The sequence below is a fragment of the Candidatus Hodarchaeum mangrovi genome (assembly GCF_975850365.1).
In genome coordinates this window covers 1-23,383 of the sequence record NZ_CDLCQJ010000001.1, presented here as the reverse complement: position 1 = coordinate 23,383, position 23,383 = coordinate 1, and the positions used below count along the sequence as shown (strand labels likewise).

At 33.5% G+C, this 23,383-nt stretch carries 32 protein-coding genes and 1 tRNA gene; 19 read left to right on the top strand and 14 right to left on the bottom strand.

What is annotated here, in order from left to right; all coding sequences use genetic code 11:
• Positions 1 to 163: 163 nt before the first annotated feature.
• On the bottom strand, positions 164 to 1,177 hold the full coding sequence (map, locus tag ACWVCY_RS00165; protein WP_455139237.1) for a type II methionyl aminopeptidase: 1,014 nt from the start codon (positions 1,175 to 1,177) through the stop codon (positions 164 to 166).
• 168 nt (positions 1,178 to 1,345) lie between these two features.
• Between map and ACWVCY_RS00160 the strand changes: the two genes are divergently transcribed.
• Positions 1,346 to 2,560, top strand: a complete 1,215-nt coding sequence (locus ACWVCY_RS00160) for a hypothetical protein (RefSeq protein WP_455139235.1) — start codon at positions 1,346 to 1,348, stop codon at positions 2,558 to 2,560.
• On the opposite strand, the gene ACWVCY_RS00155 is transcribed toward ACWVCY_RS00160, so the two are convergent.
• Positions 2,557 to 2,880, bottom strand: coding sequence for a hypothetical protein (locus tag ACWVCY_RS00155; protein ID WP_455139233.1), 324 nt, complete (start codon positions 2,878 to 2,880; stop codon positions 2,557 to 2,559). The two genes, ACWVCY_RS00160 and ACWVCY_RS00155, sit on opposite strands and share 4 nt — an antisense overlap.
• A gap of 114 nt (positions 2,881 to 2,994) precedes the next feature.
• On the opposite strand from ACWVCY_RS00155, the gene ACWVCY_RS00150 reads away from it, so the two are divergent.
• Positions 2,995 to 3,321 (top strand): DUF211 domain-containing protein, encoded by a 327-nt coding sequence (locus ACWVCY_RS00150; RefSeq protein WP_455139231.1) that lies wholly within the window; start codon positions 2,995 to 2,997, stop codon positions 3,319 to 3,321.
• Between the two features lie 31 nt (positions 3,322 to 3,352).
• The gene (locus ACWVCY_RS00145) at positions 3,353 to 4,024 is read left to right on the top strand and encodes an orotidine 5'-phosphate decarboxylase / HUMPS family protein (protein WP_455139229.1); all 672 of its coding nucleotides are present in this window, start codon (positions 3,353 to 3,355) and stop codon (positions 4,022 to 4,024) included.
• Between the two features lie 234 nt (positions 4,025 to 4,258).
• Here ACWVCY_RS00145 and yciH read toward each other — a convergent pair whose 3' ends face one another.
• From yciH to cobO, 5 genes are all read right to left on the bottom strand, one after another.
• On the bottom strand, positions 4,259 to 4,573 hold the full coding sequence (gene yciH / locus ACWVCY_RS00140) for a stress response translation initiation inhibitor YciH (protein WP_455139227.1): 315 nt from the start codon (positions 4,571 to 4,573) through the stop codon (positions 4,259 to 4,261).
• Between the two features lie 175 nt (positions 4,574 to 4,748).
• The gene (locus ACWVCY_RS00135; RefSeq protein ID WP_455139225.1) at positions 4,749 to 4,895 is read right to left on the bottom strand and encodes a DNA-directed RNA polymerase subunit P; all 147 of its coding nucleotides are present in this window, start codon (positions 4,893 to 4,895) and stop codon (positions 4,749 to 4,751) included.
• Between the two features lie 43 nt (positions 4,896 to 4,938).
• A complete protein-coding gene (locus ACWVCY_RS00130; protein ID WP_455139223.1) occupies positions 4,939 to 5,343 on the bottom strand; it encodes a cobalamin B12-binding domain-containing protein in 405 nt (134 codons plus the stop codon).
• Between the two features lie 22 nt (positions 5,344 to 5,365).
• Positions 5,366 to 7,081: an acyl-CoA mutase large subunit family protein gene (locus tag ACWVCY_RS00125; RefSeq protein ID WP_455139221.1), complete on the bottom strand. Its 1,716-nt coding sequence runs from the start codon at positions 7,079 to 7,081 to the stop codon at positions 5,366 to 5,368.
• Positions 7,078 to 7,608 carry a cob(I)yrinic acid a,c-diamide adenosyltransferase gene (gene cobO, locus ACWVCY_RS00120; RefSeq protein ID WP_455139219.1) on the bottom strand — a complete coding sequence of 177 codons (531 nt, stop codon included), beginning with the start codon at positions 7,606 to 7,608 and terminating at the stop codon, positions 7,078 to 7,080. The genes ACWVCY_RS00125 and cobO overlap by 4 nt, the downstream gene beginning before the upstream one ends.
• Before the next feature lie 241 nt (positions 7,609 to 7,849).
• Between cobO and ACWVCY_RS00115 the strand changes: the two genes are divergently transcribed.
• Together ACWVCY_RS00115 and ACWVCY_RS00110 are read left to right on the top strand one after the other, a co-directional pair.
• Positions 7,850 to 7,920 (top strand) — tRNA-His (locus ACWVCY_RS00115).
• An 82-nt stretch (positions 7,921 to 8,002) separates the two neighbouring features.
• Positions 8,003 to 9,010: an LLM class flavin-dependent oxidoreductase gene (locus ACWVCY_RS00110; RefSeq protein WP_455139217.1), complete on the top strand. Its 1,008-nt coding sequence runs from the start codon at positions 8,003 to 8,005 to the stop codon at positions 9,008 to 9,010.
• Positions 9,011 to 9,026: 16 nt separating this feature from the next.
• On the opposite strand, the gene ACWVCY_RS00105 is transcribed toward ACWVCY_RS00110, so the two are convergent.
• Together ACWVCY_RS00105 and ACWVCY_RS00100 are read right to left on the bottom strand one after the other, a co-directional pair.
• A complete protein-coding gene (locus ACWVCY_RS00105) occupies positions 9,027 to 10,154 on the bottom strand; it encodes a hypothetical protein (protein WP_455139215.1) in 1,128 nt (375 codons plus the stop codon).
• 159 nt (positions 10,155 to 10,313) lie between these two features.
• On the bottom strand, positions 10,314 to 10,709 hold the full coding sequence (locus tag ACWVCY_RS00100; RefSeq protein ID WP_455139213.1) for a 30S ribosomal protein S19: 396 nt from the start codon (positions 10,707 to 10,709) through the stop codon (positions 10,314 to 10,316).
• A 548-nt stretch (positions 10,710 to 11,257) separates the two neighbouring features.
• Here ACWVCY_RS00100 and ACWVCY_RS00095 point away from each other — a divergent pair.
• From ACWVCY_RS00095 to ACWVCY_RS00045, 11 genes are read left to right on the top strand one after another with little or no spacing between them, the layout of a single operon-like run.
• Positions 11,258 to 11,719: a 50S ribosomal protein L22 gene (locus ACWVCY_RS00095; protein ID WP_455139211.1), complete on the top strand. Its 462-nt coding sequence runs from the start codon at positions 11,258 to 11,260 to the stop codon at positions 11,717 to 11,719.
• Positions 11,720 to 11,723: 4 nt separating this feature from the next.
• Positions 11,724 to 12,506, top strand: coding sequence for a 30S ribosomal protein S3 (locus ACWVCY_RS00090; RefSeq protein WP_455139209.1), 783 nt, complete (start codon positions 11,724 to 11,726; stop codon positions 12,504 to 12,506).
• A gap of 4 nt (positions 12,507 to 12,510) precedes the next feature.
• Positions 12,511 to 12,711 (top strand): 50S ribosomal protein L29, encoded by a 201-nt coding sequence (rpmC, locus tag ACWVCY_RS00085; RefSeq protein WP_455139207.1) that lies wholly within the window; start codon positions 12,511 to 12,513, stop codon positions 12,709 to 12,711.
• Positions 12,704 to 12,988 carry a ribonuclease P protein subunit gene (locus ACWVCY_RS00080; RefSeq protein WP_455139205.1) on the top strand — a complete coding sequence of 95 codons (285 nt, stop codon included), beginning with the start codon at positions 12,704 to 12,706 and terminating at the stop codon, positions 12,986 to 12,988. Before rpmC ends, ACWVCY_RS00080 begins: the two co-directional genes overlap by 8 nt.
• Positions 12,982 to 13,326, top strand: a complete 345-nt coding sequence (locus ACWVCY_RS00075) for a 30S ribosomal protein S17 (RefSeq protein WP_455139203.1) — start codon at positions 12,982 to 12,984, stop codon at positions 13,324 to 13,326. Before ACWVCY_RS00080 ends, ACWVCY_RS00075 begins: the two co-directional genes overlap by 7 nt.
• Before the next feature lie 4 nt (positions 13,327 to 13,330).
• Entirely contained in the window at positions 13,331 to 13,747 is a 417-nt protein-coding gene (locus ACWVCY_RS00070) for a 50S ribosomal protein L14 (RefSeq protein WP_455139201.1), read from the top strand.
• A gap of 15 nt (positions 13,748 to 13,762) precedes the next feature.
• Positions 13,763 to 14,188 carry a 50S ribosomal protein L24 gene (rplX, locus tag ACWVCY_RS00065; protein WP_455139199.1) on the top strand — a complete coding sequence of 142 codons (426 nt, stop codon included), beginning with the start codon at positions 13,763 to 13,765 and terminating at the stop codon, positions 14,186 to 14,188.
• A 21-nt stretch (positions 14,189 to 14,209) separates the two neighbouring features.
• A complete protein-coding gene (locus ACWVCY_RS00060; protein ID WP_455139197.1) occupies positions 14,210 to 14,989 on the top strand; it encodes a 30S ribosomal protein S4e in 780 nt (259 codons plus the stop codon).
• Entirely contained in the window at positions 14,979 to 15,572 is a 594-nt protein-coding gene (locus ACWVCY_RS00055; protein ID WP_455139195.1) for a 50S ribosomal protein L5, read from the top strand. The genes ACWVCY_RS00060 and ACWVCY_RS00055 overlap by 11 nt, the downstream gene beginning before the upstream one ends.
• Position 15,573: 1 nt before the next feature.
• A complete protein-coding gene (locus ACWVCY_RS00050) occupies positions 15,574 to 15,732 on the top strand; it encodes a 30S ribosomal protein S14 (RefSeq protein WP_455139193.1) in 159 nt (52 codons plus the stop codon).
• Complete coding sequence (locus ACWVCY_RS00045; RefSeq protein WP_455139191.1) at positions 15,729 to 16,604, top strand: class I SAM-dependent methyltransferase; 876 nt, start codon at positions 15,729 to 15,731, stop codon at positions 16,602 to 16,604. The genes ACWVCY_RS00050 and ACWVCY_RS00045 overlap by 4 nt, the downstream gene beginning before the upstream one ends.
• A 2-nt stretch (positions 16,605 to 16,606) precedes the next feature.
• On the opposite strand, the gene ACWVCY_RS00040 is transcribed toward ACWVCY_RS00045, so the two are convergent.
• The 3 genes from ACWVCY_RS00040 to ACWVCY_RS00030 form a co-directional block, all read right to left on the bottom strand.
• Positions 16,607 to 17,485: a hypothetical protein gene (locus ACWVCY_RS00040; protein ID WP_455139189.1), complete on the bottom strand. Its 879-nt coding sequence runs from the start codon at positions 17,483 to 17,485 to the stop codon at positions 16,607 to 16,609.
• A 242-nt stretch (positions 17,486 to 17,727) separates the two neighbouring features.
• Positions 17,728 to 18,348, bottom strand: coding sequence for a Rab family GTPase (locus tag ACWVCY_RS00035; RefSeq protein ID WP_455139187.1), 621 nt, complete (start codon positions 18,346 to 18,348; stop codon positions 17,728 to 17,730).
• Positions 18,349 to 18,531: 183 nt separating this feature from the next.
• Complete coding sequence (locus ACWVCY_RS00030; RefSeq protein WP_455139185.1) at positions 18,532 to 18,930, bottom strand: hypothetical protein; 399 nt, start codon at positions 18,928 to 18,930, stop codon at positions 18,532 to 18,534.
• A 248-nt stretch (positions 18,931 to 19,178) separates the two neighbouring features.
• Between ACWVCY_RS00030 and ACWVCY_RS00025 the strand changes: the two genes are divergently transcribed.
• The 3 genes from ACWVCY_RS00025 (at position 19,179) to ACWVCY_RS00015 (ending at position 21,746) form a co-directional block, all read left to right on the top strand.
• The gene (locus ACWVCY_RS00025; RefSeq protein ID WP_455139183.1) at positions 19,179 to 20,291 is read left to right on the top strand and encodes a radical SAM protein; all 1,113 of its coding nucleotides are present in this window, start codon (positions 19,179 to 19,181) and stop codon (positions 20,289 to 20,291) included.
• 384 nt (positions 20,292 to 20,675) lie between these two features.
• Entirely contained in the window at positions 20,676 to 21,158 is a 483-nt protein-coding gene (locus ACWVCY_RS00020; RefSeq protein ID WP_455139181.1) for a metal-dependent hydrolase, read from the top strand.
• 126 nt (positions 21,159 to 21,284) lie between these two features.
• Entirely contained in the window at positions 21,285 to 21,746 is a 462-nt protein-coding gene (locus ACWVCY_RS00015; RefSeq protein WP_455139179.1) for a nitroreductase family deazaflavin-dependent oxidoreductase, read from the top strand.
• Positions 21,747 to 21,924: 178 nt separating this feature from the next.
• Here the strand turns inward: ACWVCY_RS00015 and ACWVCY_RS00010 are convergent, their stop codons facing one another.
• Positions 21,925 to 22,611 (bottom strand): hypothetical protein, encoded by a 687-nt coding sequence (locus ACWVCY_RS00010; protein ID WP_455139177.1) that lies wholly within the window; start codon positions 22,609 to 22,611, stop codon positions 21,925 to 21,927.
• A gap of 233 nt (positions 22,612 to 22,844) precedes the next feature.
• Positions 22,845 to 23,383 (bottom strand): hypothetical protein (locus ACWVCY_RS00005; protein ID WP_455139175.1); only part of this gene is annotated, 539 nt, incomplete at its 5' end.

The window sequence follows — 23,383 nt, the reverse complement described above, 5'->3', positions numbered from 1 at the left end:
TTAGTTATTCCCCAGATAATTATATGCTATTTCTAGAAACTAATAAAATTAATACAAATTCTAAGTATTAATTAGTTATTGAACTTAATTAATAAAATTAAATTCACTAGGATTTCTCATCATTTAGAAAAATCAAGAAAATCGGATTTCAAAGGTTTAAATCCTAATTTATATCTTCATTACTCTTTTTCCCAACTAGACTCTCGGGAATCTCAAAATCAAATGGAGGTTGTGTTGATACAATTACTTCTCCTTCTTCTGTTATTATAAACGTATTTTCGTGTTGAGCTACGTAACTTCCTTTTTCGTCAGCTAATGGAGGGTAAGCTACTGCACCTCCTCCAGTTAGTAACTGTCGAAGGGTAAATCGAACCCTAGATTGATTAAATTCATCGTAAGAGGTTAACCATCTTTCCGCGAATGGAAGGATTTTATACTTTAAATAGATTGTTGAATAAATTTTCCTGGAAATAGGATTTCTAATAGCAATTCTTTTAGGTAAGAGCATATAGATATATTTTGTTCCTGATACTTCATGGATGCTTCCTGATCCAGTAGTAGCAAAAGTTTCTAAAGCGAAAGCTTCACCTTCTTTCAGAGTAGATTCAACAGGATCATATGGAATACTCACACTTGGTAATCGTTTTTCACCATGTAGTTCATATCTTCCAAGCTGATGTCCAGTTAATTCCTTGATGGGACGAAAACCATAACTTGTTATGGTTTCTTCAATTCTTTTTCCAAGGACAGAGGGTAATGTTCCTACCTGTACTATTTCCATCCCTGCCTTATAACCCTCTTCTGCTGCTTTCTGAAGTTCACTCAGCTCTGGTGATAGAACTAGCGTAATTGCTGTATCTGCAATAAACCCATTTACGTGAACACCAATATCAAACTTCACTACACCTTCTCTTGGAATCACGCTTTCATCTCCGAATGGGCTTGAAAAATGTGCTGCTAAATTATTTATTGAAACATTAGTCGGAAAACCATATCCATCAGCTCCCTTTTCCATGATTAGTTTTTCAGCAGCTTCACAAATATTAATCACTGGTACTCCAGGTTTTATCATGTCTTTTACTGTATGTAAAACTTCATACGCGATTTTTCCAGCTTTTCTGTAATAATAAACTTTTTCTTCTACCGTAATTCCTTCTTCAGAGCTCCATTCTGTCATAGAATTCACCTTTTGACTAAAATACGTTGCTCTAGTAATTATATGAAAATGTTTTTTATCCCAAAATGAAATGAACCCTTTAAACACTCAAATTTTGAAAATAGTTCTTTAAATAAATACATAATTCTCAACTCCCTGTTCGAAATTAAATTTATCGGAGCTTTTATAATGATAAATATCAACTTAGAACCAAAAATTGAAGGATTATTAGCACAAAAATATCCTTTAACTACCGAAGATACTGTTAAGGTGGTTTCTGAGTGTGACCAGCTGGGAGAAATACTTGTGGAAAAAACTGTTCCAAATCAGAATTTTTTTACTCGAATTTTACAGCATATTCGAAACTTCAATAATGCTGAATTCATGTTTCTAAGTGGTAGGTATGATAAAGCTCAAACCTCCTATCTTAAGCTCAAATCTTCTATCTCTGAAACACAATCAGAGTTTCCTGACCTTTACTCACGATGGTTAAATCATATAAATCGTCTTATTTCAAGGTTAGATGCAAGAGTACAAGAGACACGAGCAGCATCCGCCTTTAATGAAAATGATATTGTACAAGCTGATGTTTTATACGTTGAAACAGTGAACCGTTACTCTCAAGAATTAAAAGTAGAACAAGAAAATTCAGATTATGATCATTATTTTGACACACTTGGAAACATATTCAGGACTACAGGTAAACTCCTATATCTTCGTGGAGTTAATACCAAAAATAAAAAAGAACTATATCAAGCTATTAGAAATTTTAAGAAAGCAATTTTCCTTGGTCAACCATATCTTGGAGATCTTATAGGAGAAATATCTAATTTTATTACTCAACTTACTATTTCCCATATTGAAGACCAAGCTGAAACTTTATTTGTACTGGGTGTACATAATTCTGAATCAGAAAGATTTGTAGAGGCTAAAAACAATTATCATAAATCTGCTCAGTATTACCGGTCTTTGAGGAGAATTCATTCAAATTTTGAATTTGAACTACAAGAACAAATTCAATTATCCTCTTATTATGAAGCAGCGGGAAAAAATCTAATGATTCATGATAATAATGAACAAGCAGCACTACAATTTTCAAATGCTGCTCAAATTCTACAGCAGGTTGTTCAAAAATTACCTGTTGAAGAATTAAAAGAGAATTTTGAACCCCAAATTATTTATTTTGAAGCAATGCAACTTTATTGTCAAGCAGTCAAGGAATATGATGATATGATTCCAGAAGCGATGGATCATTTTACTGAAGCAAAAAAGAAACTTGAAATTGCACGGGAAAGAGCAACAGAACTTCAAAATACACCTCTCATAAACAATTGTAGTGATGCTTTAAATAAGATTAATTCTTATCAGGATATTGCTAAAATGATGTTCGAAATGGAAGATTAATCCAAATCAGAAGCAAGTTGATCAAGTATGAGATAAGCTTGGAGGACTGGAATAGATAACTCACTTGCTAATTCTTCAGCATAAATATCAGGATTATTTGGTAAAATTTTTTGCCTAGTCCATGCAAGATTAGCAGCAAATCCAGGTATCTCCACCATCAAAGGCTTTAATAATTCTATAATTTGAGCTTTACTCAGGTCTGTTAATGATTTTGCCTTCTTTCTTCGATCTATAAGAATAGGTTTAGTCTTGTTTGATTTTGGCTTAGATTCAGCCTCTGAGGATTTTTTACCCGAAAAAAAACGATTGAGATCAGACATTGATTACACACCATTTAATATTTATAATCTCCTAATATTTAAAAAATCTGCTGATTCAGTGGATATCAAGGTTGTTTACTTGAAAAATAAGATAAAATGCGGTGTATTAAAAAATTGACTGAAAATTCAAATGCGTCTGATCAAAAAAAGTCAGCTGGTGGAGTACGTCGGCTTGTACTTGATGTATTGAAATTACATGATCCTTCGATCGTTTCTTTTGCAATTGCATTGGAACAGATAGTAGGCGTAGCTGCTGTTAACTGTACCTTAGTGGAAGTAGATGCAAAGACAGAAAATCTTAAAGTGGTTCTTGAGGGAAGAAATATGGATTATCACTTAATTTCCAAGACAATTAAAGATCTACATGGATCGATTCATTCAATTGATCAGGTTATTACTGGAAGCAGATTCGTGGAAGCAATTGAAACACCTCAGGATTAGCTCCAGATCTGAATCTTAGGGTGTTATAGTAATGACTCAATTAACTGACAAGAAATTCTTACAAATTGCATTTGATATTCCCAATTTCGAGGCTGTGGAACAGTTATTAAAAAGGATACAATATCACGATAGATTAATTTTAGAGTTGGGAACTCCTCTGATTAAAAATGAAGGATTAACACATCTATTACCTCTTTTTAGAAAATATTTTCCAATAAATTATGTTGTAGCTGATTTGAAAACGCTAGATGTAGGTAGATTAGAAGTGGAACTCGCATCAATCGCTGGTGCAAATGGATGTGTGGTTTCAGGATTAGCTCCTAAAGAGACTATTTTAGAATTTGGGAAGGCATGTGAAGAGTTTGGTCTCGATATGTGGATAGATTCCTTAGGTACCTCACAAACTTCTTTTCTACGATTAGTTGATAGTATTAAATCGTTTTTAAAAGTCGTTGTAATACACAGAGGGATAGATGAAGAATTAGGAAAGGAAAAACGTCAAAACAATGTCAACTGGAATGATATCTTACGGATCAAGAGAATTAATCAAGCTAAAATCGCAGTTGCTGGAGGCATAAATCAGGAGACAGCTCTTAAAGCAATTCAACAAGGAGCAGATATTGTTATCGTTGGTCGATATGTCTATTCATCAGAAACTCCTCAAAAAGAGATTAATAATCTTCTAGAAATTATTACATTGTAAGAAGAATCATTTAGTGAACAATTAAATCCTTATTATCTAAAAAAATCATATAATTTTTATTGAAAAGGAAATCTGATTAGTTATATTTCCTTTTTTGAAACTATTAATAATCATAAACCTTAGTTACAAGCTTTGATTTACATTTCAGAAATTTTTCCCAAGTGAAAGCTAATCTATGATTAAAAATCTATTGAATAACCAGAGAATTCAATGAAGCTTAAATAAAGTAAGGAATTAATCACGTAGTTCAATTGAGTTCTCAGGGAAACCCTCATCGATTAGAATTGGAGCAACTAATCTTAAAAAATTCCCTTGTAACTCAATTCGACCGTCTTTCGTAGTCCCACCTGTGGCAAGGCTTTTCTTTAAACGCTTAGAAAGGCTCCTAAGATCGATATCTTTTGATAAACCTGCAATTACTGTTACTTCACGTCCCCATTTCCGTTTTTCGATGAAAACACGAATTGAGGTCTGTTCCTCCCTTGCTATATCTGAACAAGCACATAATTCTTCTGGTAATCCGCAAACTTTACAAGTTTTCTGACCCATTTTTCTTAAAAAACCTCAAAATTTGATTTATTCTTTATTTTGTCAGCAAATATCTTAGACCGAAATAGAAAATATAAACCTATTGATAATAAATGAGCTTTATGAAAAAAAATCTCTGAAGAAGTACAACAAAATGTGGTTTTTATCTCCCATTTTACTCTTTTTGTGAAACCAATTAACTAGTCTTTAAACGTTTAATAATTGGAGGCCTTTTCTTTAATAAAATTCGATGTCCGCAAACAATACATCTTATTCCTGGTAAAGTTTCCAACTCACCAGGATCTATTTCCTGATGACATTTTTGACATAAATATGTTGTCATATCTTCACATCACTTCTTGTATTATGTCTATATTAGTTTTATCCTAAATAGAACGTTTTAAATTCGCTTGTATAAATTTGACGATTTCATTCGTATCTGCTCCTGGCCCAAATATTCCTTGAATTCCAATTTCATTTAATTTAGGAATGTCTGAATCGGGGATAATTCCACCTACAACAATTAAAGTGTCTTCAAACATTTCGTTTTTATTTAATAATTCAATTACTTTCGGAAACAATGCCATATGGGATCCACTTAAGCTGGATAAGCCGATTACATCAACATCTTCTTGTAAAGCTGATTCAACGATCTGCTCAGGGCTTTTATGTAACCCAGTATAAATAACTTCCATCCCAGCATCCCTCAATGCCCTAGCAACAACTTTAACTCCACGATCATGCCCATCTAGCCCAGGTTTAGCTAATAATACTCGTATTTTTCTTTTCATTTTCTTCACCACTATTGTGAATTCAAATCAAAGTATCTCCAGCCCATTCACCAAACACATCACGTAAAACGTCACAAATTTCACCAATTGAAGCATAAGCTTTTACAGCTTCTAATATAGCAGGCATTAAGTTTTCTGTACCTTCAGCAGCTGTTTTAATTTTTAAAAGAGCCTTTTTAACCTTTTCATTATCTCTTTCTTTTTTCGTTTTAAGTAAACGTGCGATTTGATGATTAGCAACTTCTTCTCCAATTTTTAAAAGAGGAACTGAAATTTTTTCTCCAGAGGTAAATTCATTCACTCCTACAATAATTCTTTGGTTCTCTTCAATCTCTTTTTGATATTGATAAGATGCATTAGAAATTTCCTGCTGAAAGAATCCCTTTTCAATGGCTGGAATTACTCCTCCTAATTGTTCAATCTTTTTAAAGTACTCATTAGCCTCAGCTTCCATTCTGTTTGTCAAACATTCTATGAAATAACTTCCACCTAGCGGATCTATTGTATTTGTTACACCACTTTCATGAGCAATGATTTGTTGTGTTCGTAATGCTATTTGGACTGCTTCTTCACTCGGAAGGGCAAGAGCTTCATCCAATGAATTAGTATGTAATGATTGCGTACCTCCAAGGATAGCAGCTAAAGCTTGTACGGTTGTTCTAACAATATTATTGCTTGGTTGTTGTGCAGTCAACGAACAACCAGCGGTTTGAGTATGAAAACGAAGCCATTTTGATCGGGATTTTTTGGGATTATACTGACTGATAAATTTACTCCAGATTCGACGTGCTGCACGATATTTGGCTATTTCCTCAAAGAAATCGTTATGAGCATTGAAAAAGAAAGAAAGTCGCGGAGCAAAATCATCTATGTCCATTCCAGCCTTTATTGCCCAACGAACATATTCCATGCCATCAGCTAATGTAAAAGCAAGTTCTTGAATAGCAGTTGAACCAGCCTCTCGAATATGATAACCAGATATTGAAATTGTATTCCAACGAGGTACTTTTTTAGAGCAATATTCCATTATATCCATAATTATACGCATTGATGGCTTGGGTGGAAAGATGTAGGATTTTTGAGCAATAAATTCCTTTAATATATCATTTTGGATTGTTCCCCCTAGTTTTTCAGAAGTTATCCCCTGCTTTTCAGCTACAGCGATATACATTGCCAATAGAATTGCAGCAGGTGCATTAATTGTCATGGATGTAGTTACCTTATCTAAAGGAATTCCTTCAAACAGGATTTCCATATCCTTTAAAGTATCAATAGCTACCCCTAATTTTCCGACTTCTCCCAGTGACATCGGATGAGACGATTCCCTTCCGTATAAGGTTGGAAGATGGAAAGCAACACTTAATCCTGTCATTCCATTCGCTAATAAAAATTTAAATCTTGCATTTGTCTCTTCAGCGGTTCCAAATCCTGCAAATTGGCGCATAGTCCAAAGACGCCCCCGATACATAGTTTTTTGAACTCCACGTGTAAAAGGGTATTCACCAGGATAATTTAAATCGCGAAGATATTTCCAATCATCTGGAAGATCCGTAGGATCATAAATTTTATCAATCAACTCACTTGAGACCGTCATAAATCTATTAAGACGTTCAGGTTGTTTTTTAAGTAAGGAATCATAAGATTTTTCCCAAATAGTTCGTTTTTTTCTTAATTCTTCTAGTTGTAAGGGATCTTCTTTATTATTCGATAATTCTTTATTCTGAGATTTGGATGTCAAAATTCCACACCTTTTCTAGCTAAAATTTTCCTCTGATAAGGGTGCTTATGCTCCTGAACCTCTGAAAAATAATCAGCAAGATCAATTAAGGCTTCTGGTGCACCTCGACCTGTCAATATTATCTCAAGATTTTTAGGTTTTTGTCTAATTAAATCAACCACTTCTTCAATAGAAAGTAAATTAAAATCAAGGGCAACATTAATCTCATCCAATATTAGAAAATTCCACTTTTTTTCTTTAAATGATTCCCTTGCTTTTTCTAAACCAGCCTTAGCTTCATCATAATCAATTTTCCGTGGATTTTTTTTATTCACAAACTCGGGGGTCCCAAATTGGATAATAGAAATGTTCGGAATATGTTGAAGTGAATGTAATTCACCATAATCCCAACCTTTCTTCATAAATTGAATGATTAATATCTGATATCCATGACCTGCAGCTCGAAGAGCTAATCCAAGTGCTGAGGTGGTTTTTCCTTTTCCATCCCCTGAAATCACATGGATCATTCCTAGATCTCTTTGACTCACAATTAATCCACCTCTATAGATAAAAATATCTTTTATCACACCCTAATAGGGTGTAGTTTTCCCATAATGGTCGATTATAAGACATTTTATTCACTATTTAATTACTCTCAAATGTTTTCTGTGAATTTTTCATTAATTTAATGGAGTGAAAACAATTTTATTATTCGATTAAACTTTATTAAATGCTAATAATTATTGGAAAAATGATCTATAATACCCCGTTTTCATTTTTAGCACCATGGCCGGTGTAGGATAATGGTAGTCTCGAGGGTTGTGGCCCCTCATGTCGGGGTTCGATTCCCCGCACCGGTCCTCCAGCTTAAAATAAGCTGTACAATTGCATGATAAGAAATTAAGGCAGAAGATTAAATAAAATTTTCCAACCGTGAAATAAATGACTTCCAAGAATACATTAGGCATTGTTCTAAGTTATGATTATCTAAAACCCTCTTTTTGTCATGATCTCCTTCCTATTCTTGAAAATTCCTCTTTTACTCATGTATTTGTTCCTGAATTATGGGGTCATGACGCTTTCACCCAAATTACTAGTATGGTTAAACATTCATCAGATTTAATCTTTGGTACAGGAATTGTAAACCTCTTTTCTCGAACACCAGCAACACTTGCACAAACTGCTGCAAGTATTTATGAAATCTCTGAAGGAAGATTCATTTTAGGATTAGGACTTAGTGGTCCCATTGTAGTAAAAAATTGGCATGGTTTATCTTATTATCAGCCATCTCCCCTTCAAAGGTCACGAGAATATCTTGAAATTCTTCGCTTGATTTTCTCTGGAGAGCAAGTAAATTATTCGGGAGAAATTTTTAAACTCAAAAATTTTCGTTTAAAAAACTTCAAGACACCTCTAGAGATCCAGATTTTTTTGGCAGCCCTAGGTCCAAAAAATATCGAGTTAGCAGGTGAACTTGCAGATGGTTGGTTCCCCATTTGGGTACCTTTATCCGAAATTTCCACATTGTTTAGCATTTTAGCACAAGGTAAAAAGAAACGAAAATCAAACATACCTCAAGATTTAGTTATATCACCTTTTGTTATTACGTGTGCATCCCAATCCAATAGAGCTAAAAATCTTGTTAAAAAACATCTTGCCTATTATGTAGGGGGAATGGGTACTTTTTACAATAATTTTATGAAAAGATTAGGATTTTCTAAAGAAGCAGATAAAATTATGACTGCTTGGAAAGAGGGAAACCGAGAATTAGCAGCACAACAAGTATCTGATTCTATGCTTGAACAAATAGCTATTATTGGAAAACCTGAAGAGGTTAGAAATCGTTATTTACAATTATATCAGAAGAACATTAACCTACCTGTTGTGATGCTACCTTATAATTGTCCTACAGATTTTGCTATTGATACAATAGGAGCGTTAGCTTATTAATTTTAGTATTGTAAAATTATACCCCCATTACAGCAGTAACGATTGGTGGGTCTTCTGATGACATCGTAATTAATCCTTTAGTCACTAAATCTTCTAACATTTGTCTCAACTTTAATGGATGAGCACCTACTGACATTGCCAATGTCGGTAAATCAAGTGATCCTCCTAAATTTATTAGAATTAAAATGGAGGCGAATAACGGATGAGTAGAAAGTAACCGCTGAGTGTAATCAATCAGAATATTTCTTTCAGTTCGTTCATTATAGATTTTAGCCAATTTTTCTTGGAGCTTTAATTGAGTTGATCCAGCCAATGTTAGTTCTTCTTCAAGACGAGACATAGTTATTTTATGTTGTTTAACAGCTTCTTCGTGACGTTTAACCTCATTCTTTAATTGTTCCCGCGTTTCTTCTAATTCTAAATCATATTCTTTTCTAATAATTTTTAAGCGTTGTTGGATTCCTTCTTCCATCTTTTTTTGATAATAATCTTCATGAGATTGATAAGTTTCAGCAAAATCAGCTAGAGCTTTATCAATGTCCTTCTGCTGAATTTTTTCCTGCTCTTTTAAATTCTCAATAATTGAGGATTTTGCTCTTAACTCTGACATTATTTCATCCAATCTTTTATGATTCAACTCCCCTTGCTCTTTAAGGCTTTGATTCTCAATAATAACACGCTTTACTTCCATTTTCTGTTTATTTAGGTCATCCTGAAATTCTGCATTTATTTTCTGAAGATTATTTCTTTCATCTTCCAATTGACTAATTTGAGCATTTTTTGTATGAATTTGGTTCTTAAACTCCTCTAGTTCATTCAATGCTTCTTTTAATTGTGCCTCTACTTCAGGAGAAACCATATTTTGAAGTATCATTGTTTCACCTTGAATGAATTCCCGAATTCTCCCTAATGATTTTATTGTAAGCTTTGTGAGCTCACTATCGACTATTCGTGAGGTTTCTGTTCTAATAATTTTGACTATTGCATCTAGATCCTGATATGTAAAATGTTGAGTGCCTTGGGCTAAAAAAGAGCTTTTAGTACCTGAAATAATTACTCCAATCTCTTGTTGAGCTACTTCTCTATCTTTCGCCATCTCATTAATGAATTCTAATCCAAATTCCTTCATTGTTTTTGATGTCATATTAATACCTCTTGTATAACTACAAGGTTTTTTCTTTCATCAATTAATAGTTTCAGATCATACAAGAATATATATGTTATACTGTATATCTTTCCCTTTATCTTAAACTATTAAACTCAGAAAAAAAGAATTCATTAAAAAAAGTTGAAAATTTTGATTTTATTTCAGAGGCACAAATTGAGAGGATCGTGTGGCACCTATGCCTGGTGCTGAATGCTTTACTTGTTTACAAGTGGGTGCATATTCACCCAAATAGTGACCCAACATTTCAGGAAGGATATTTACTCGAATAAACTCTCTTCCATTATATACATGAACAAGAGCACCAATAATTTCTGGTAAAATAATAAAATCTCTACAATGGGTTCTAACAGGCTTTTTAGACTCTTTCGATTCAATAATTTTTTCCATTAATTTGATATGTTCTGTATTCATCCCTCTAGTCAAAGATCGTCTTTGGCGTGAAGGGAGTAAAGAGATGAATTCATCCATCGATTTTTGACCTAGCTCTTCTAATGAAAAGCCTCTATATGTAAATCCACGTCGAGATGACATTAATTATCACTTTCTGCTTAATTGTGTGTAGAGTTTTAGAAAGAACTATTATTTTGTTTTTAGTTTTGAATTAGTTATATAACCATGAGTCTTATGGCAAATAATGCAGAAACTGACAACCTTTTTAAATTTTATATTCTAAAATTCTAGGTGTTCGAGGGCATAAATCTTAACTCATGGCTGTTTAATGCTTTAATCCAATACCTAGAATCATTTGTCTTAATAAATAAATTGCTTTATTTCAGAGTCAATTATTTAAGAGACTAGTGGTTTGTCCTGAATCCAGAGATTGTTTATTCTTCATGATTTCCTGAGGTCCTATATCAATTTTTAGACTGCGTTAGGAAAGGATTTCACCCTAACATTATTAACTTGTAAGGAAAGGTTAATAGCACCTATTATAAATGGAAAGAGAGGGGGGAGATGATTTTTATAACGATTAATTGGTAACCTTAAATGCTTGAAATAAGTCTGTACCCAATAAGAATGGTAATAGAATTATTATTAACAACCCTAACTACACATAACCATAAATGGACGTTTATAAAGTGCCAAATTATAAGATTTCAGTATTTGGGTTAGATGCTGATCGAACAGCGATAGCTACAGGAAGGAATATGCGTATTTCACCTAAACATGCAAGAGAAATATGTCATACTCTAAAAGGTAAATATCTAGAAACAGCCCAAGAATACTTAGAACAGGTTATTAAAGGTGTACGAAGCGTTCCATTCAAGCGTTATCGAAAAAAACTTCCACATAGAAATGATTTAACAACTTGGCCCATTGGACGTTATCCTCAAAAAGCTGCTCGTGAAATTTTAAAAGTACTAGAAAATGCAGAACAGAATTCATCATTTAAAGGGCTTGAGATAAGCCGACTTCGAATTACCCATATGGCTGCACAACGAGGTAGAAAATTACGTGGCTATACACCAAGAGCACATGGTCGTTCATCACCAAGTAATCAAACACTTACTCATGTCGAAGTGGTAGTCACCGAGGAATAAACATATGGCTGCTCAGAAACACTTCATAAATGAGAATTTACAATATGTTCAAGTTACAGAATATCTTAATGACGAACTTAAGCTTGCTGGTCAAGGTAAAATAGAAATTCATAAAACACCCATGGGGCATCGAGTAATCATCCACGCTGTCCGATTGGGTATGGTTATTGGAAGACGTGGACGAAACGTAAGAAAGATAACTGATACTTTAGAACAGTTTTACGGTTTAGAAACACCTCAATTAGAAATTAAAGATTTAGATAATCCTCGACTTAATTCACGAGTTATGGCTGGAAGATTAATCACACAAATTCAAAAAGGATTTCATTTTCGCAGAGCTGGCTATGCTCTTATCCGACGAATTATGTCTGCAGACGCACGAGGATGTGAAATCTCAATTAAAGGAAAATTGACATCACAAAGAGCTCGCGCAGAAGTTTTTCGTGAAGGGTTTGTAGCAAAATGTGGAGAACCTGCAGCAAAATATGTAGATGATACCGTTCTCGAAGTTACACTTAAACAGGGAGTAATCGGTGTCCATGTTAAGATCATGCATCCAGATGCTATTCTTCCAGATGATGCTACACTTATCGAAAATGTTTTTGATGATGAGATTGAAGAAGAAGTAGAAGAAGAAGAATTTGAGGAAGAGTCTGATGAAGAAATGAGACGTTTCGAAGAAAAACTGAAGCCTACGAAAGAAATTTCAGCTACAGATAATGTTGAAAAAGCTGAAACGTTTGATGAGGAATTATTATCCAAAGATGATTTAGAAGAAGAGGAATAAAGAAATGGCTATACTCCGAGTATCTCAAATACGCAAAATGGTCTCTAGCGAAAGAAAAAAGAAGTTGACTGAACTTAAAACAGAATTACTTAACCTCCAAGGAAAAGCAAAAACTGGATCAGTTGAGTCAGCTGGACGAGTTCGAGAACTTAAGCGAACAATTGCTCGGATATATACGATTGAACAGGAAGAATCTAATGAATAATAGCTTTCCTTTGAACACAGAGAAAAATTTACTGAAAATACGATTAATAGGTTTAAATTGTACAATTATCTATTCAGGAAAAGAATTTACTGGGCAAATAATTGATGAAACTAGAAATACATTGAAAATCCTAAGCAATAACGGTGTCAAAATAATCCCAAAAGAAAATTCCTCACTCATAATAATGATTAATGAACAGAAATATAAAATAGATGGAAAATATCTGAAAGGTCGGCATGAAGATCGTATTAAACATAGGATGAAACGTAAATGGTAAAAAGAAAATATTCTCGTAGTATTGGAATTGCCCCCATACCAAAAAGGACATGTGATGACCCTAATTGTCCTTTTCACGGTACATTATCCGTAAGGGGCAGAATTTTTGAATCAGATGTTGTTTCCGATCGAATGAATAAAACAGTAACTGTACAACAATCACACCTAGAATTAATCAGAAAGTACAAGCGCTATGGTAGATCAACCACACGTATACACGCTCATAATCCTCCTTGCATCGATGCTAAAGAGGGAGATCGAGTTCGAATAGGGGAATGTCGACCATTAGCTAAAACAGTATCATTTGTAGTTATCGAGAAAATAGAAAAAGGTGAATAGGAGTATGAAGAAACGACGTCAGCTTAAAACTATTTCTCGCCGAATTACCCGTGCTTTACCAACTGGAGCAGTCATTCCAGTAGCTGATAATTCAGGAGCACGAATCATTTCGGTTATAAGTGTAAAAGGTCATAAAACTCGCCTTCGTCGTCAGCCTGCTGCAAAAGTAGGTGATATGATTATTTGTTCTGTTAAAAAAGGAAGTCCAAAATTAAGACGTCAAATTGTTCATGCTGTCATTATTAGGCAAAAAAAGCCATATAAACGATCCGATGGTAGCTGGGTTTATTTTGAAGATAATGCTGTATGTGTTACCAATGAGCAAGGTGAACCACGTGGAAGTGAAATAAGAGGTGCAGTAGCAAAAGAGGCAGCAGACTCTTGGCCTAGGATAGCAAGTGCAGCTCGAGTAATTTCATAATGATGGGTGATAAACTTGGGATTAAAAAATAAAACAAAAAGGCCTTCAAAACAAAGGAAAAGAATTTTTCAAGCAAATAACTTTAAACGTCACAAATTAATCTCGGTTCGTTTATCAAAAGATTTACAAAAGAAATATAATGTTAGTCGTATGCCAGTGAGGTCTGGAGATACGGTTTATGTAATAGCAGGAGACTTCATCGGCACAGAAGGTAAAGTTCTTTCTGTTGATTATAAAAAGCAACGATTATCTATTGATGGAATTGCCCGAGAAAAAGCTGACAAATCAAAAATTATGTACCCAATTCATACTTCTAAAGCAATTATCCGTCGATTTGGCAAAGTAGACCAGTCTCGTAAGGCAATACTTGAACGAAGAGCGAAAACCGAATTAGAAATTGAAGAAGAAGACATTACTGAATTACCCATTGAGGAAGAATGATCACGAGAGGAAATGAAACAAATGGGAAGTAAAGGAACATCAAGGCACAGGAAGAGATTAAGTGCAGCGATAACTTATCCTATAGAACGTAAACATGGTACATTTACCATAAGCCCCCATCCAAGTAGAACTAAATCTGAAATTGCTATTCCCTTAGGAATTGCTCTACGAGAGATGTTGGGTTATGCTAAAACATTATCTGAAGTAAAGAAAATTCTAACAAAGGATTATATCAAAGTTGATGGTATAATCAGATCAAGTTACAAATTCGCTTTAGGTCCAATGGATATTTTAGAGATAACAAAGACAGGAGAATTATATCGTATAACTCCATATAGAGGAAAAAGACGTTTATACTTGAATCCAATATCAAAAGCTGAATCAAATTTAAAACTCCTCCAGATACACAAAAAAACCATTGTTAAAGGAAATTTAATCCAACTCGTCTTTCATGATGGACGAAATCTTCTTCTAAATCCTGAAAATGATAATAAAATCCCGATTAATGATCTTTCACCAAAAGATTCAGTTCTTTTCAATCTTGAAACCAAAGAAATAGAAGCTCATTTCCCATTCGCTGAAAATAATATTGGTTTAATAATAGGAGGACATAATCTGGGACTATATGGAAAAATTCATGAAATAGAAACGCAAATTGGCAGAAAAGTAAGAACAGTTATGCTAGAAACGGATGAAGGGGAAATTAAAACGACAGATAATCACATCTTTATCATTGGGAAAGAAAAAGCAGTAATAGAAATTCCCCAAATAGTGGAAAAGGATGATCAGAATGAGCCGTAAAAGTAGATTCGTAGAAGAAGAACGAAAACCCGTTGATCTCACAGAAACTGAAAAAGCGTTTATCAAAGACTGGGAACAGCATCCCATGCGAAAACCACGAATATTAAAAGTGAGTGTAAATTTTGCGGTAGGTGCGTCTGGTCCACAACTTGAAAAAGCTCGTGAACTATGTGAAAGATTGACAAATCAAGTTCCGACGGAGGGAAAGGCAAAAGAATCGGTAAGAGGGTTTAATATCCGAAAACATGAACCAATTGCTGTTTTTACAACTCTTAGAGGAGAAAAAGCTACAGAATTCTTGAAAAAAGCCTTTTGGGCAGTCCATGATTCAGTTTCAGTTAAAAATTTTGATGTTTTTGGAAATCTTGCTTTTGGTATAGACGAACATCTCAAATTACCTGATATCAAATACGATCCAAAAATTGGTGTAATGGGATTTGATACGACCGTTGTTTTAGAACGTCCAGGTTTTCATAATAAAAGAAGACGATTACGTCCTTCTAAAATTTCCACGCGGCATAAGATCTCCAAAGAAGAAGGGATAACGTTTTTCAAACATGAATTTAATCTAGGAGTAGAATAAAATGCATAAATTAGCAGATTCACAAAAAAAATTTGGAAAAGGTACACGAAAATGCCGTAGATGTGGAACACATAGAGCTATTATCCGAAAATATGGATTAAACATCTGTCGTAGATGTATTCGTGAAATAGCTAATGACCTAGGTTTTAGAAAATATTGAGTAAACGAAAGAAACGATCTCCTTTCAGAAAAATCAAACTTCAACTTGAGGAATCAAGTGTAATACCTAGTGGATTAATCTCTGAACTCCCAAATCACTGGAAAAGGGTAGGGAAAATTGGAATACTAGAACTTCCAGAAAACCTTCAGCCTTGGAAGAAATTAATTGGATCAACTTATTTAGATCATTTACCAGAACTTAATACAATTGCTCAGAAAGTCGGAGTAACTAACACTGCAATTCGAACACCTAATTTTGAATATATTGCAGGAAAAAAATATCCAATAACACTCCACAAGGAGCTTGGAGTTAAATTTTGGATTGATGCCTTCAAGCTAACATTTAGTAGTGGTAACCACAATGAAAGGTTACGACTAACTCAAATATGTTCACCAAACGAAAATATATTGGATATGTTTGCCTGTGTAGGGAATTTGTCAATACCTATTTCAGTCAAGAATCCAACAGTTAAAATAAAAGCAATTGAAATCAATCCATATGCATTTATGTTCCTAAAAAAGAATATAGAGATCAATAAAATCACACGAAATTATGAAATATATTTCGGGGACAATAGAGAGATAATCTTTACTAATTTTGCTGATCGTATCCTAATGGGTTATTTTGGAATAGATCAAAAACAGGTTCATGCGGCATTAAAAGCCCTTAAAATAAAAAAAGGTGGAATTATACATGCTCATGGGTTATGTGGGAAAAAGAACAATCTAAAGCAACAGCAATTATTTGAAAACACCATTTACAACTATTATCCCTATTTTAAGATTATATCAATACAACGATTAGTAATAAAAACTGTGGCAGCTGGAGTTTATCATTTTGTTGATGATTTTAAAATTGGGAAAGCAAAATGAATTTAAAAGTCTGTATAGGTTTCTAGAAATTTATGAAGTTGCTCAAAAATCTCTTTGGCTTCATCAACAGTTAATAAATAATTCTGATGAATAACACGATTTCGAAGATCATTTAATTTGATAAAAAATGATTGAAATTCAAATAATCCATATTTAATAACTTTCTGCTCCAATTCATCATTAAATGACCCACCTAATTCTAAAATATCTTTAATCATAGAGTGGGCATAATGAATAAATGGGGAAAGATGTGAACTCTTATTAATACTACATCCATCTTTATAGAACCCGATTGCGGTCTCCCACAAATCTCTAATGTTATCTGAAATATTAAAAATTTTGGAAGATGTTTTTATTTCCTCCTTTTTGATATTTGAGGAAATATCCTCATTAGGGTGTTGAAACTGCTCATGATGATTATTTGGTTGCTTAGAATCGGGAAATCCGATTGGTAATTTCAGTTGGTTTTCTAGCAAAGTACTAATTTCCAAAATATCATCAGAAACATTTATATGTTTAATTTTTGCTTCTTGCAGAAAGAAAAAGGCATGAAGAAGTTTTCCTTCTCTTAAATATATTTCTATAACACGATACCATACTTTTAGGTCATTTACTCCATATGAAATGGCTTCTAAGAAAACTTGAAACGCTTGTTTTCTCCTCCTCTCTTCATTTAGAATAGCAGCTCGGAGAAAACAAAATTCTATTAAAAAATCTAGATTATCCCCAATATATTGATGTAAAGATCTTAAAAGAACAGGATCAATGTTTACATAATCTGTTGCCAAGATTTTATCAATTACTTCAATCATCTGTGTTCCATTAGGATGTGATTCAATACTCTGAATAAAATCTCTAATTAATTGCTGTGTCTCGGCCATAGAATATCACGAGATTAAAAGATTATATCATACATTTACTCAATTTCCCATCTCTGGCTAATCTTTATTAGCACCCTAAGTTAGAAGTAAAAATCTGGATTTGCTTTCCAACAAGATGAAATCTATTTTTCTATCCTCAATCTCCACTTCTTAATTCTAACTTTGACTAATTATTGTCGTCAATTCACTATTTTACGACATAAAAAAAGGATATGAATCTAGACAAATTTAATACTTCTTTTCTAATCCAGAACTAATTTAGGAATAATTTCTGTCCATCTAGGTTGTTTGGAATGCTCAGAAAAAGAATTAGATTCAATATTATTCTGAATTTGCTTAATTGATTCTAAAATTGTTGTAAAAATTCTAATAATAGACCGGGTATCTTTAGCAGTACATTTGAAGGCAAGCTGGGTCTGAAATTGTTGTTGAAAAGCTGTTAAATCAAATTTTTGCTCTTCTGGGGTCGCAATATCAAGTTTTGTAGCAATAAGATACCTTGGAACATCAGGTTTAAGAAATTCAATCCATAATGGTAAAGCGTAAAGAGAACCAAGATCTGTTAAATCAAAGCATAATAATGCCCCATCAGCTCCACGACAATATTCTTGAAAAACTCCCATATTTTTAAACTGCTCCTGACCTCCTAAATCCCATATCTGTACACGAGCCTTAGTATCTGAATCATATAACCGAATACAAGTAGAATGAAAAGACACAGCAATGGTTTGTTTAGCATCTGCAAAAAATGAATTATCGATAAAAGTCCGAGCTAGTGTAGTCTTTCCAACACCGCCCTCTCCTAAAATAACAATTTTTAATGGCCGAAAAGGATTTAATTTCATCTTGAGGATCGGATTCATACATCAAGCTTCCTAAGGACTATATTGAAATCAGAATTATAATAACCCAAATTTTTGATGAAAGAATCAAAAAGAAATTAATTTAATTAGAAAGGATACACAAAATACTCTCTAGAATGGATTATTATCTTTAGAATAATTGTAAGATATTACTAAAGTCCCTATATGAAATTGAAGGAAATTTTAAGGATCATAGGAAGGCTGTTGAGAACCAAGATCATACAAACTTGTAACAAATGTCAACTCTGAATAATTAAATGTAATAATACCGAAATTTTCTGCTAATTCTTTGGCTAAGGGAGTGAAATCCTGTGCGACAACAATCATCCGGGATAATTTTCCATCAGATTGCACTTCTTGAGCACGCAGAATTGTTTTGTGAGTACAGAGGTTATTATCTGGTGGAATAATGACTCCTAATTTATCAACAGGCTGATTGTTATCATTTTGTGATGAACGTTGAAGAATATAAGAAAGATCTATACTATCACGAGACCCTAGTTGAAGAGTAACATCTTTTTGAAAAGAGTAATTTTGTAATTGAAATAGGTTTTCGACAAGGGAGTTAAGACGATGACTCATTGTATTCTTTCCCTGTATTCTATCTATATTAAAAGTTTGATATTAAGTCGGTAGTACACCCAGAAAAAATAGTTTTGCGGAGAAATTCTCTAGGCATTTCACTTCATAAGAGAAAAATCCTATTCTACCCTCTTAATAAAAAATAGTCAAATAAAATAAATCACAAAAACATTGTAAAGAGATAAAGGAATTTTAAATCCCTAAAAAACTAGATAATCATTAATAGGAGAATAGGACAAGGAATAATTATGGGAGAATGTCAGCTATGTGGGAAAATCTCTCCAGAAATCGCCAAAATACTCAATCTTTGCTCTCAATGTATAAAAGAAAATCCAGAGCAAGCTCTGAAGATAGCAACACAAGTACGACAAAAAAATCGAAAGAAATATGATTTACCGGGATCTATTCCAGAAAGTCATACAGGAATTATCTGTAAACAATGCAATAATCAATGTAAATTAGAAGAATCTCAACTAGGCTTTTGTGGACTATATATAAATCATGAGGGAACAATAAACCCACGAATAAGGACAAGAAAAGAAGCATTGCTCCATACATATCGGGATGCACTACCAACCAATTGTTGCAATAGCTATTTCTGTCCAGCAGGAACCAAAAATGGATATCCAACCTATTCCTACATACCAGGTCCAGAATATGGGTTCTATAACCAAGCTGCTTTTTTATTTGGATGTAATTTTGATTGCCTAGGATGTCAAAATCCAAGTCATAAAAATCTCAAGGAAGCTCCAAAATATACCATAGCAAAATTTATAGAAGAAGTACGCGCAAATCCGAAAATTTCGTGTGTTTGTTGGTTTGGAGGATCCCCAGAACCCCAGTTAGCTTGGTCAATAAAAGCTAGTACGGCAACTATAGCGTTAGCAAAACAAACCAATCGAATAATCCGAATTTGTTGGGAGTGGAACGGTGGAGGAAATCCAAAACTAGCACAATATGCTGTCAAATTATCGCTAAACAGCGGAGGAAATGCAAAATTTGACTTGAAATATAGCCCCTCATCAATCCTTTGTCAGATATTCAGTGGAACGTCGAATCAACCAGTTTACGAAAATTTCAGCCGCTGTTTTGAGGCTTATTATCATAAACGGGAGGAACCAGTCCTTTCAGCTACAACTCTCTTAATCCCAGGATATATTGATACTAATGAGGTGGAAAAAATCGCCCAATTTCTCGCCAATCATGATTCATCCATCCCCTATTCATTACTAGTGTTTTTCCCCGCACATTTTCTACCAGATCTCCCCGTAACAACAAAAAAGCAGGCAGAAAGCTGTCTGAAAATCGCTAAAAAATATTTAGATACGGTTTATCTGGGAAATCGACATTTATTAACCTGAATAAAAAAAACCTAAATATAGCGAAAATTTTATGACATAAAATTGTTAAAGCTAGCTCCATTTTCAGTAATTCAGAATGATTTACGCAATTTTATTATTACCCAGATAAAAATAATCTCATCTAATTAAGATAGAATGACCTTTTAAGCACATCAATTGATAGCTATTCTATTATTTATTAATAAAAATAATTTTATATCCAATGAAAAAACTTGAATTTTCTTTTACGAAGAGTTATTGAAAAGAATTTACTTTTTTTCAAAAAAGGTTTGAGGATAAGGGCTTTTGCATCGGTGGTTAATTTTATATTAAATGAAATATTCAATCTCACATAAACACGAATAAAAAATAGAATCCAAAAAAATTTGGAGACGAAAAAAAAAAGTGTACTTCTATACGCATTTATTGCTTGGTTTTCTCTTTTCTCTTCCTTTTGCCCTCATTTTAAAAACTCATCAGAAGTCCATGTTGTGTATTGGAATGATAGGGGGTATTCTTCCGGATATAGATCTATTATTACAGGATATATCAATTGTAGAACATAGAAGCATTACCCATAGTTTTGAATTATGGATTACATGGGTTTTAGGTATTTTAATAATCCTGATAATACTTCAGAATAATGAGAAACTGAAGAAGAAAGAGATTATCCAATTAATGCCTATTGGGTTTTCCCTAGCGTGGTTGTCTCACTTAATCACTGATTTCAGTTTCGTTGATTATAATTATCAGAGTTTTTCTGGTTCAACATTTAAAAAAAGCTTCATTTGGAATATTTCAGATGGACAACTACTTATAATTGATAATTATTGTTTCCTCATCCTTGGAGTTATTATATTCATATATTTGTATGTGACTATCCTGTAGTTTCGTTTGTTGGTTTGGACGAGAAATTTTACATATTAAACTCCCAGAGAAATTCTTAATATTAAAGCGGATTATCATCTACGAAATTAGATTTATTCATACCCTTGTAAAAGACGTGGTCATAAAATGGTTGACTTCAAAAACTTACCAAAACCAATTTGGCGTTTAATGAAATTACCACGATTTTTTTTTCGAATCGGGTTGAGACCCAAGTTTGTACTTCTTTTGACAACCATAGGACGAAAATCAGGTCACCCTCGTGTTACCCCATTACAGTATGAAGATTTGAACGGCATCATTTATGTGGGTTCAGCAAGAGGACCAAAAGCTGATTGGTACCAAAATCTCTTGATTAATCCTGAAGTGACTGTCCAATTAAAATCTCAACGCTTTGTTGGAGAAGCAACCCCTATTCAAGACCCTAATGAAATTATGAAGTTTTTACAAGTAAGATTGAAAAATCATCCACGAATGGTTGGTGCAATGCTTAAAGCCGAAGGTCTTTCTTCAAAACCAAATGATGTGGAGTTAAAACAGTTTTCAGAGACAATTACACTTGTAGCTATAAAACGAAAATCAAAAGATTGAGTAATATCCAGTAAAAATTAACAATTTCAGAACGAGGAAGTTTTTCCTCTGATTTTAAAATGATACTTTCTAGTTAGAAATCTCCTGATTCTTTTTAGTTTCAGATCAAAATCAAGAATTCAATTCAAATAATTATCGGAAACAGAAATTAATTATGCATAATATTTTCTAAGGCTTGTTATGCTATCCAAAATGCAATTGAACTAGCTATCCAAAGCAAATTCATATTAGAGTCTATAATTGAAATCTGGGTTAAGTGTAAACCATCTCCATCCAATGGACCCCTAATTATCCCATATTCTAGTCTTTGAAAGATAAACCATCCTGATAAAAGGTGAATATCAGTGATATTTTGATTTGTAATCCAGTAATCTAATCTCCAATCGTCATAAAGATAACGATCTAACCTGTTATACAAATATTGATCGACTAATTGTAGATCTTCTAGTATTGCACTGATTACAGTCTCAGAAAAATTTTGGCTCACAATTGACCAGGAATACGCCAGATACATGCCTTTTCCTTCATCTCGGGTAGCATAATAATCAATGGTGGTATTATCAATAACATTATAGACCTTATAATTGTGGTTCAACCCATACCCTTGGTAGGATAAATTGATATATTCATTTTCTTCCGAGTCTATCTCCCTTGCTTTTTCTAAGACAGTTAGTCCCTCCAAATACAGAATTGGTGTAATACCTTCTGTATGATTACTATAACGATTGGTATCGAATTCAATTCTTTCAATTGAACCTAGCCACAAATTTAACGGCCATAACTGTAAAGGAACCACCCAAATAAATAAAATGAAAATTCCACCTACTCCCAATATTGTTCTTGCTGATAATCCCCTTAAAAACATTTTTCTCAATCAATCTGGTTTAATAATGCTTTTATGCATTTTCAGATATAAATACTTATTGTTTAATGTGGATATACTGATGTTTCTTGACTGTTCTTTGATTTTACATTACCGTTGGTTATGAGAATGAAGCTCTATATGTTCCTATATATGTTGTCGTTAAACCCGAGTTAAAGAGCAGTTCTAAAGAAACATTGGTTAGAAAAAAAGGACTATGAAATGCAAAATATAATCTATCTTGTGCTTTGAATAAACCTTGACTCAAATTTTCGTTTTTTTTCCCATTTTTTTCTCTCTGAACGTAGCTGGAATAAGTCTACGTCTTTATAAATCAACCCTTCTTCTCCTGGAGGGATTGTTCGCACGATGCGTTCTTTTTCTGGCGTGTAGATGGAAGATTCCCCAAACTCCCCGATATTGGCAAAAAAGCAGTAGGCATAAATCGATCGACGAGCGTCGAAATGAGCTGCTTTAAAATCAGCAGTGACTGGTGTAAATGATAAGTTGAAAATCAGATCAATTGGAGGTTCAAAATTTTTCAATTCCACTCTCAAATCCATATCGAGGAAATCACGACAAATGACAATGGCTATTCTACCATATTCTGTGTTCCCTATTATCATTTTTCTTTGACCAGTTTCCACCTCAATGCCTTCAATAAATCTTTTCTCTGCATATGTTATGGTGGCAGGGATATGTTTTTCCTGTTCCCAAAGGATTCCATACGGAGTGACTACTACACTAATATTGCGTTTTGTCTTTTTTTTGTGAT

Excerpts from the sequence above, each read along its gene's own strand:
- map (WP_455139237.1), bottom strand. The coding sequence starts at position 1,177 with ATGACAGAATGGAGCTCTGAAGAAGGAATTACGGTAGAAGAAAAAGTT.
- ACWVCY_RS00160 (WP_455139235.1), top strand. The coding sequence starts at position 1,346 with ATGATAAATATCAACTTAGAACCAAAAATTGAAGGATTATTAGCACAA.
- ACWVCY_RS00155 (WP_455139233.1), bottom strand. The coding sequence starts at position 2,880 with ATGTCTGATCTCAATCGTTTTTTTTCGGGTAAAAAATCCTCAGAGGCT.
- ACWVCY_RS00145 (WP_455139229.1), top strand. The coding sequence starts at position 3,353 with ATGACTCAATTAACTGACAAGAAATTCTTACAAATTGCATTTGATATT.
- yciH (WP_455139227.1), bottom strand. The coding sequence starts at position 4,573 with ATGGGTCAGAAAACTTGTAAAGTTTGCGGATTACCAGAAGAATTATGT.
- ACWVCY_RS00135 (WP_455139225.1), bottom strand. The coding sequence starts at position 4,895 with ATGACAACATATTTATGTCAAAAATGTCATCAGGAAATAGATCCTGGT.
- ACWVCY_RS00130 (WP_455139223.1), bottom strand. The coding sequence starts at position 5,343 with ATGAAAAGAAAAATACGAGTATTATTAGCTAAACCTGGGCTAGATGGG.
- ACWVCY_RS00110 (WP_455139217.1), top strand. The coding sequence starts at position 8,003 with ATGACTTCCAAGAATACATTAGGCATTGTTCTAAGTTATGATTATCTA.
- ACWVCY_RS00105 (WP_455139215.1), bottom strand. The coding sequence starts at position 10,154 with ATGACATCAAAAACAATGAAGGAATTTGGATTAGAATTCATTAATGAG.
- ACWVCY_RS00100 (WP_455139213.1), bottom strand. The coding sequence starts at position 10,709 with ATGTCATCTCGACGTGGATTTACATATAGAGGCTTTTCATTAGAAGAG.
- ACWVCY_RS00090 (WP_455139209.1), top strand. The coding sequence starts at position 11,724 with ATGGCTGCTCAGAAACACTTCATAAATGAGAATTTACAATATGTTCAA.
- rpmC (WP_455139207.1), top strand. The coding sequence starts at position 12,511 with ATGGCTATACTCCGAGTATCTCAAATACGCAAAATGGTCTCTAGCGAA.
- ACWVCY_RS00080 (WP_455139205.1), top strand. The coding sequence starts at position 12,704 with ATGAATAATAGCTTTCCTTTGAACACAGAGAAAAATTTACTGAAAATA.
- ACWVCY_RS00075 (WP_455139203.1), top strand. The coding sequence starts at position 12,982 with ATGGTAAAAAGAAAATATTCTCGTAGTATTGGAATTGCCCCCATACCA.
- ACWVCY_RS00070 (WP_455139201.1), top strand. The coding sequence starts at position 13,331 with ATGAAGAAACGACGTCAGCTTAAAACTATTTCTCGCCGAATTACCCGT.
- ACWVCY_RS00060 (WP_455139197.1), top strand. The coding sequence starts at position 14,210 with ATGGGAAGTAAAGGAACATCAAGGCACAGGAAGAGATTAAGTGCAGCG.
- ACWVCY_RS00055 (WP_455139195.1), top strand. The coding sequence starts at position 14,979 with ATGAGCCGTAAAAGTAGATTCGTAGAAGAAGAACGAAAACCCGTTGAT.
- ACWVCY_RS00050 (WP_455139193.1), top strand. The coding sequence starts at position 15,574 with ATGCATAAATTAGCAGATTCACAAAAAAAATTTGGAAAAGGTACACGA.
- ACWVCY_RS00040 (WP_455139189.1), bottom strand. The coding sequence starts at position 17,485 with ATGGCCGAGACACAGCAATTAATTAGAGATTTTATTCAGAGTATTGAA.
- ACWVCY_RS00035 (WP_455139187.1), bottom strand. The coding sequence starts at position 18,348 with ATGAATCCGATCCTCAAGATGAAATTAAATCCTTTTCGGCCATTAAAA.
- ACWVCY_RS00030 (WP_455139185.1), bottom strand. The coding sequence starts at position 18,930 with ATGAGTCATCGTCTTAACTCCCTTGTCGAAAACCTATTTCAATTACAA.
- ACWVCY_RS00025 (WP_455139183.1), top strand. The coding sequence starts at position 19,179 with ATGGGAGAATGTCAGCTATGTGGGAAAATCTCTCCAGAAATCGCCAAA.
- ACWVCY_RS00015 (WP_455139179.1), top strand. The coding sequence starts at position 21,285 with ATGGTTGACTTCAAAAACTTACCAAAACCAATTTGGCGTTTAATGAAA.
- ACWVCY_RS00010 (WP_455139177.1), bottom strand. The coding sequence starts at position 22,611 with ATGTTTTTAAGGGGATTATCAGCAAGAACAATATTGGGAGTAGGTGGA.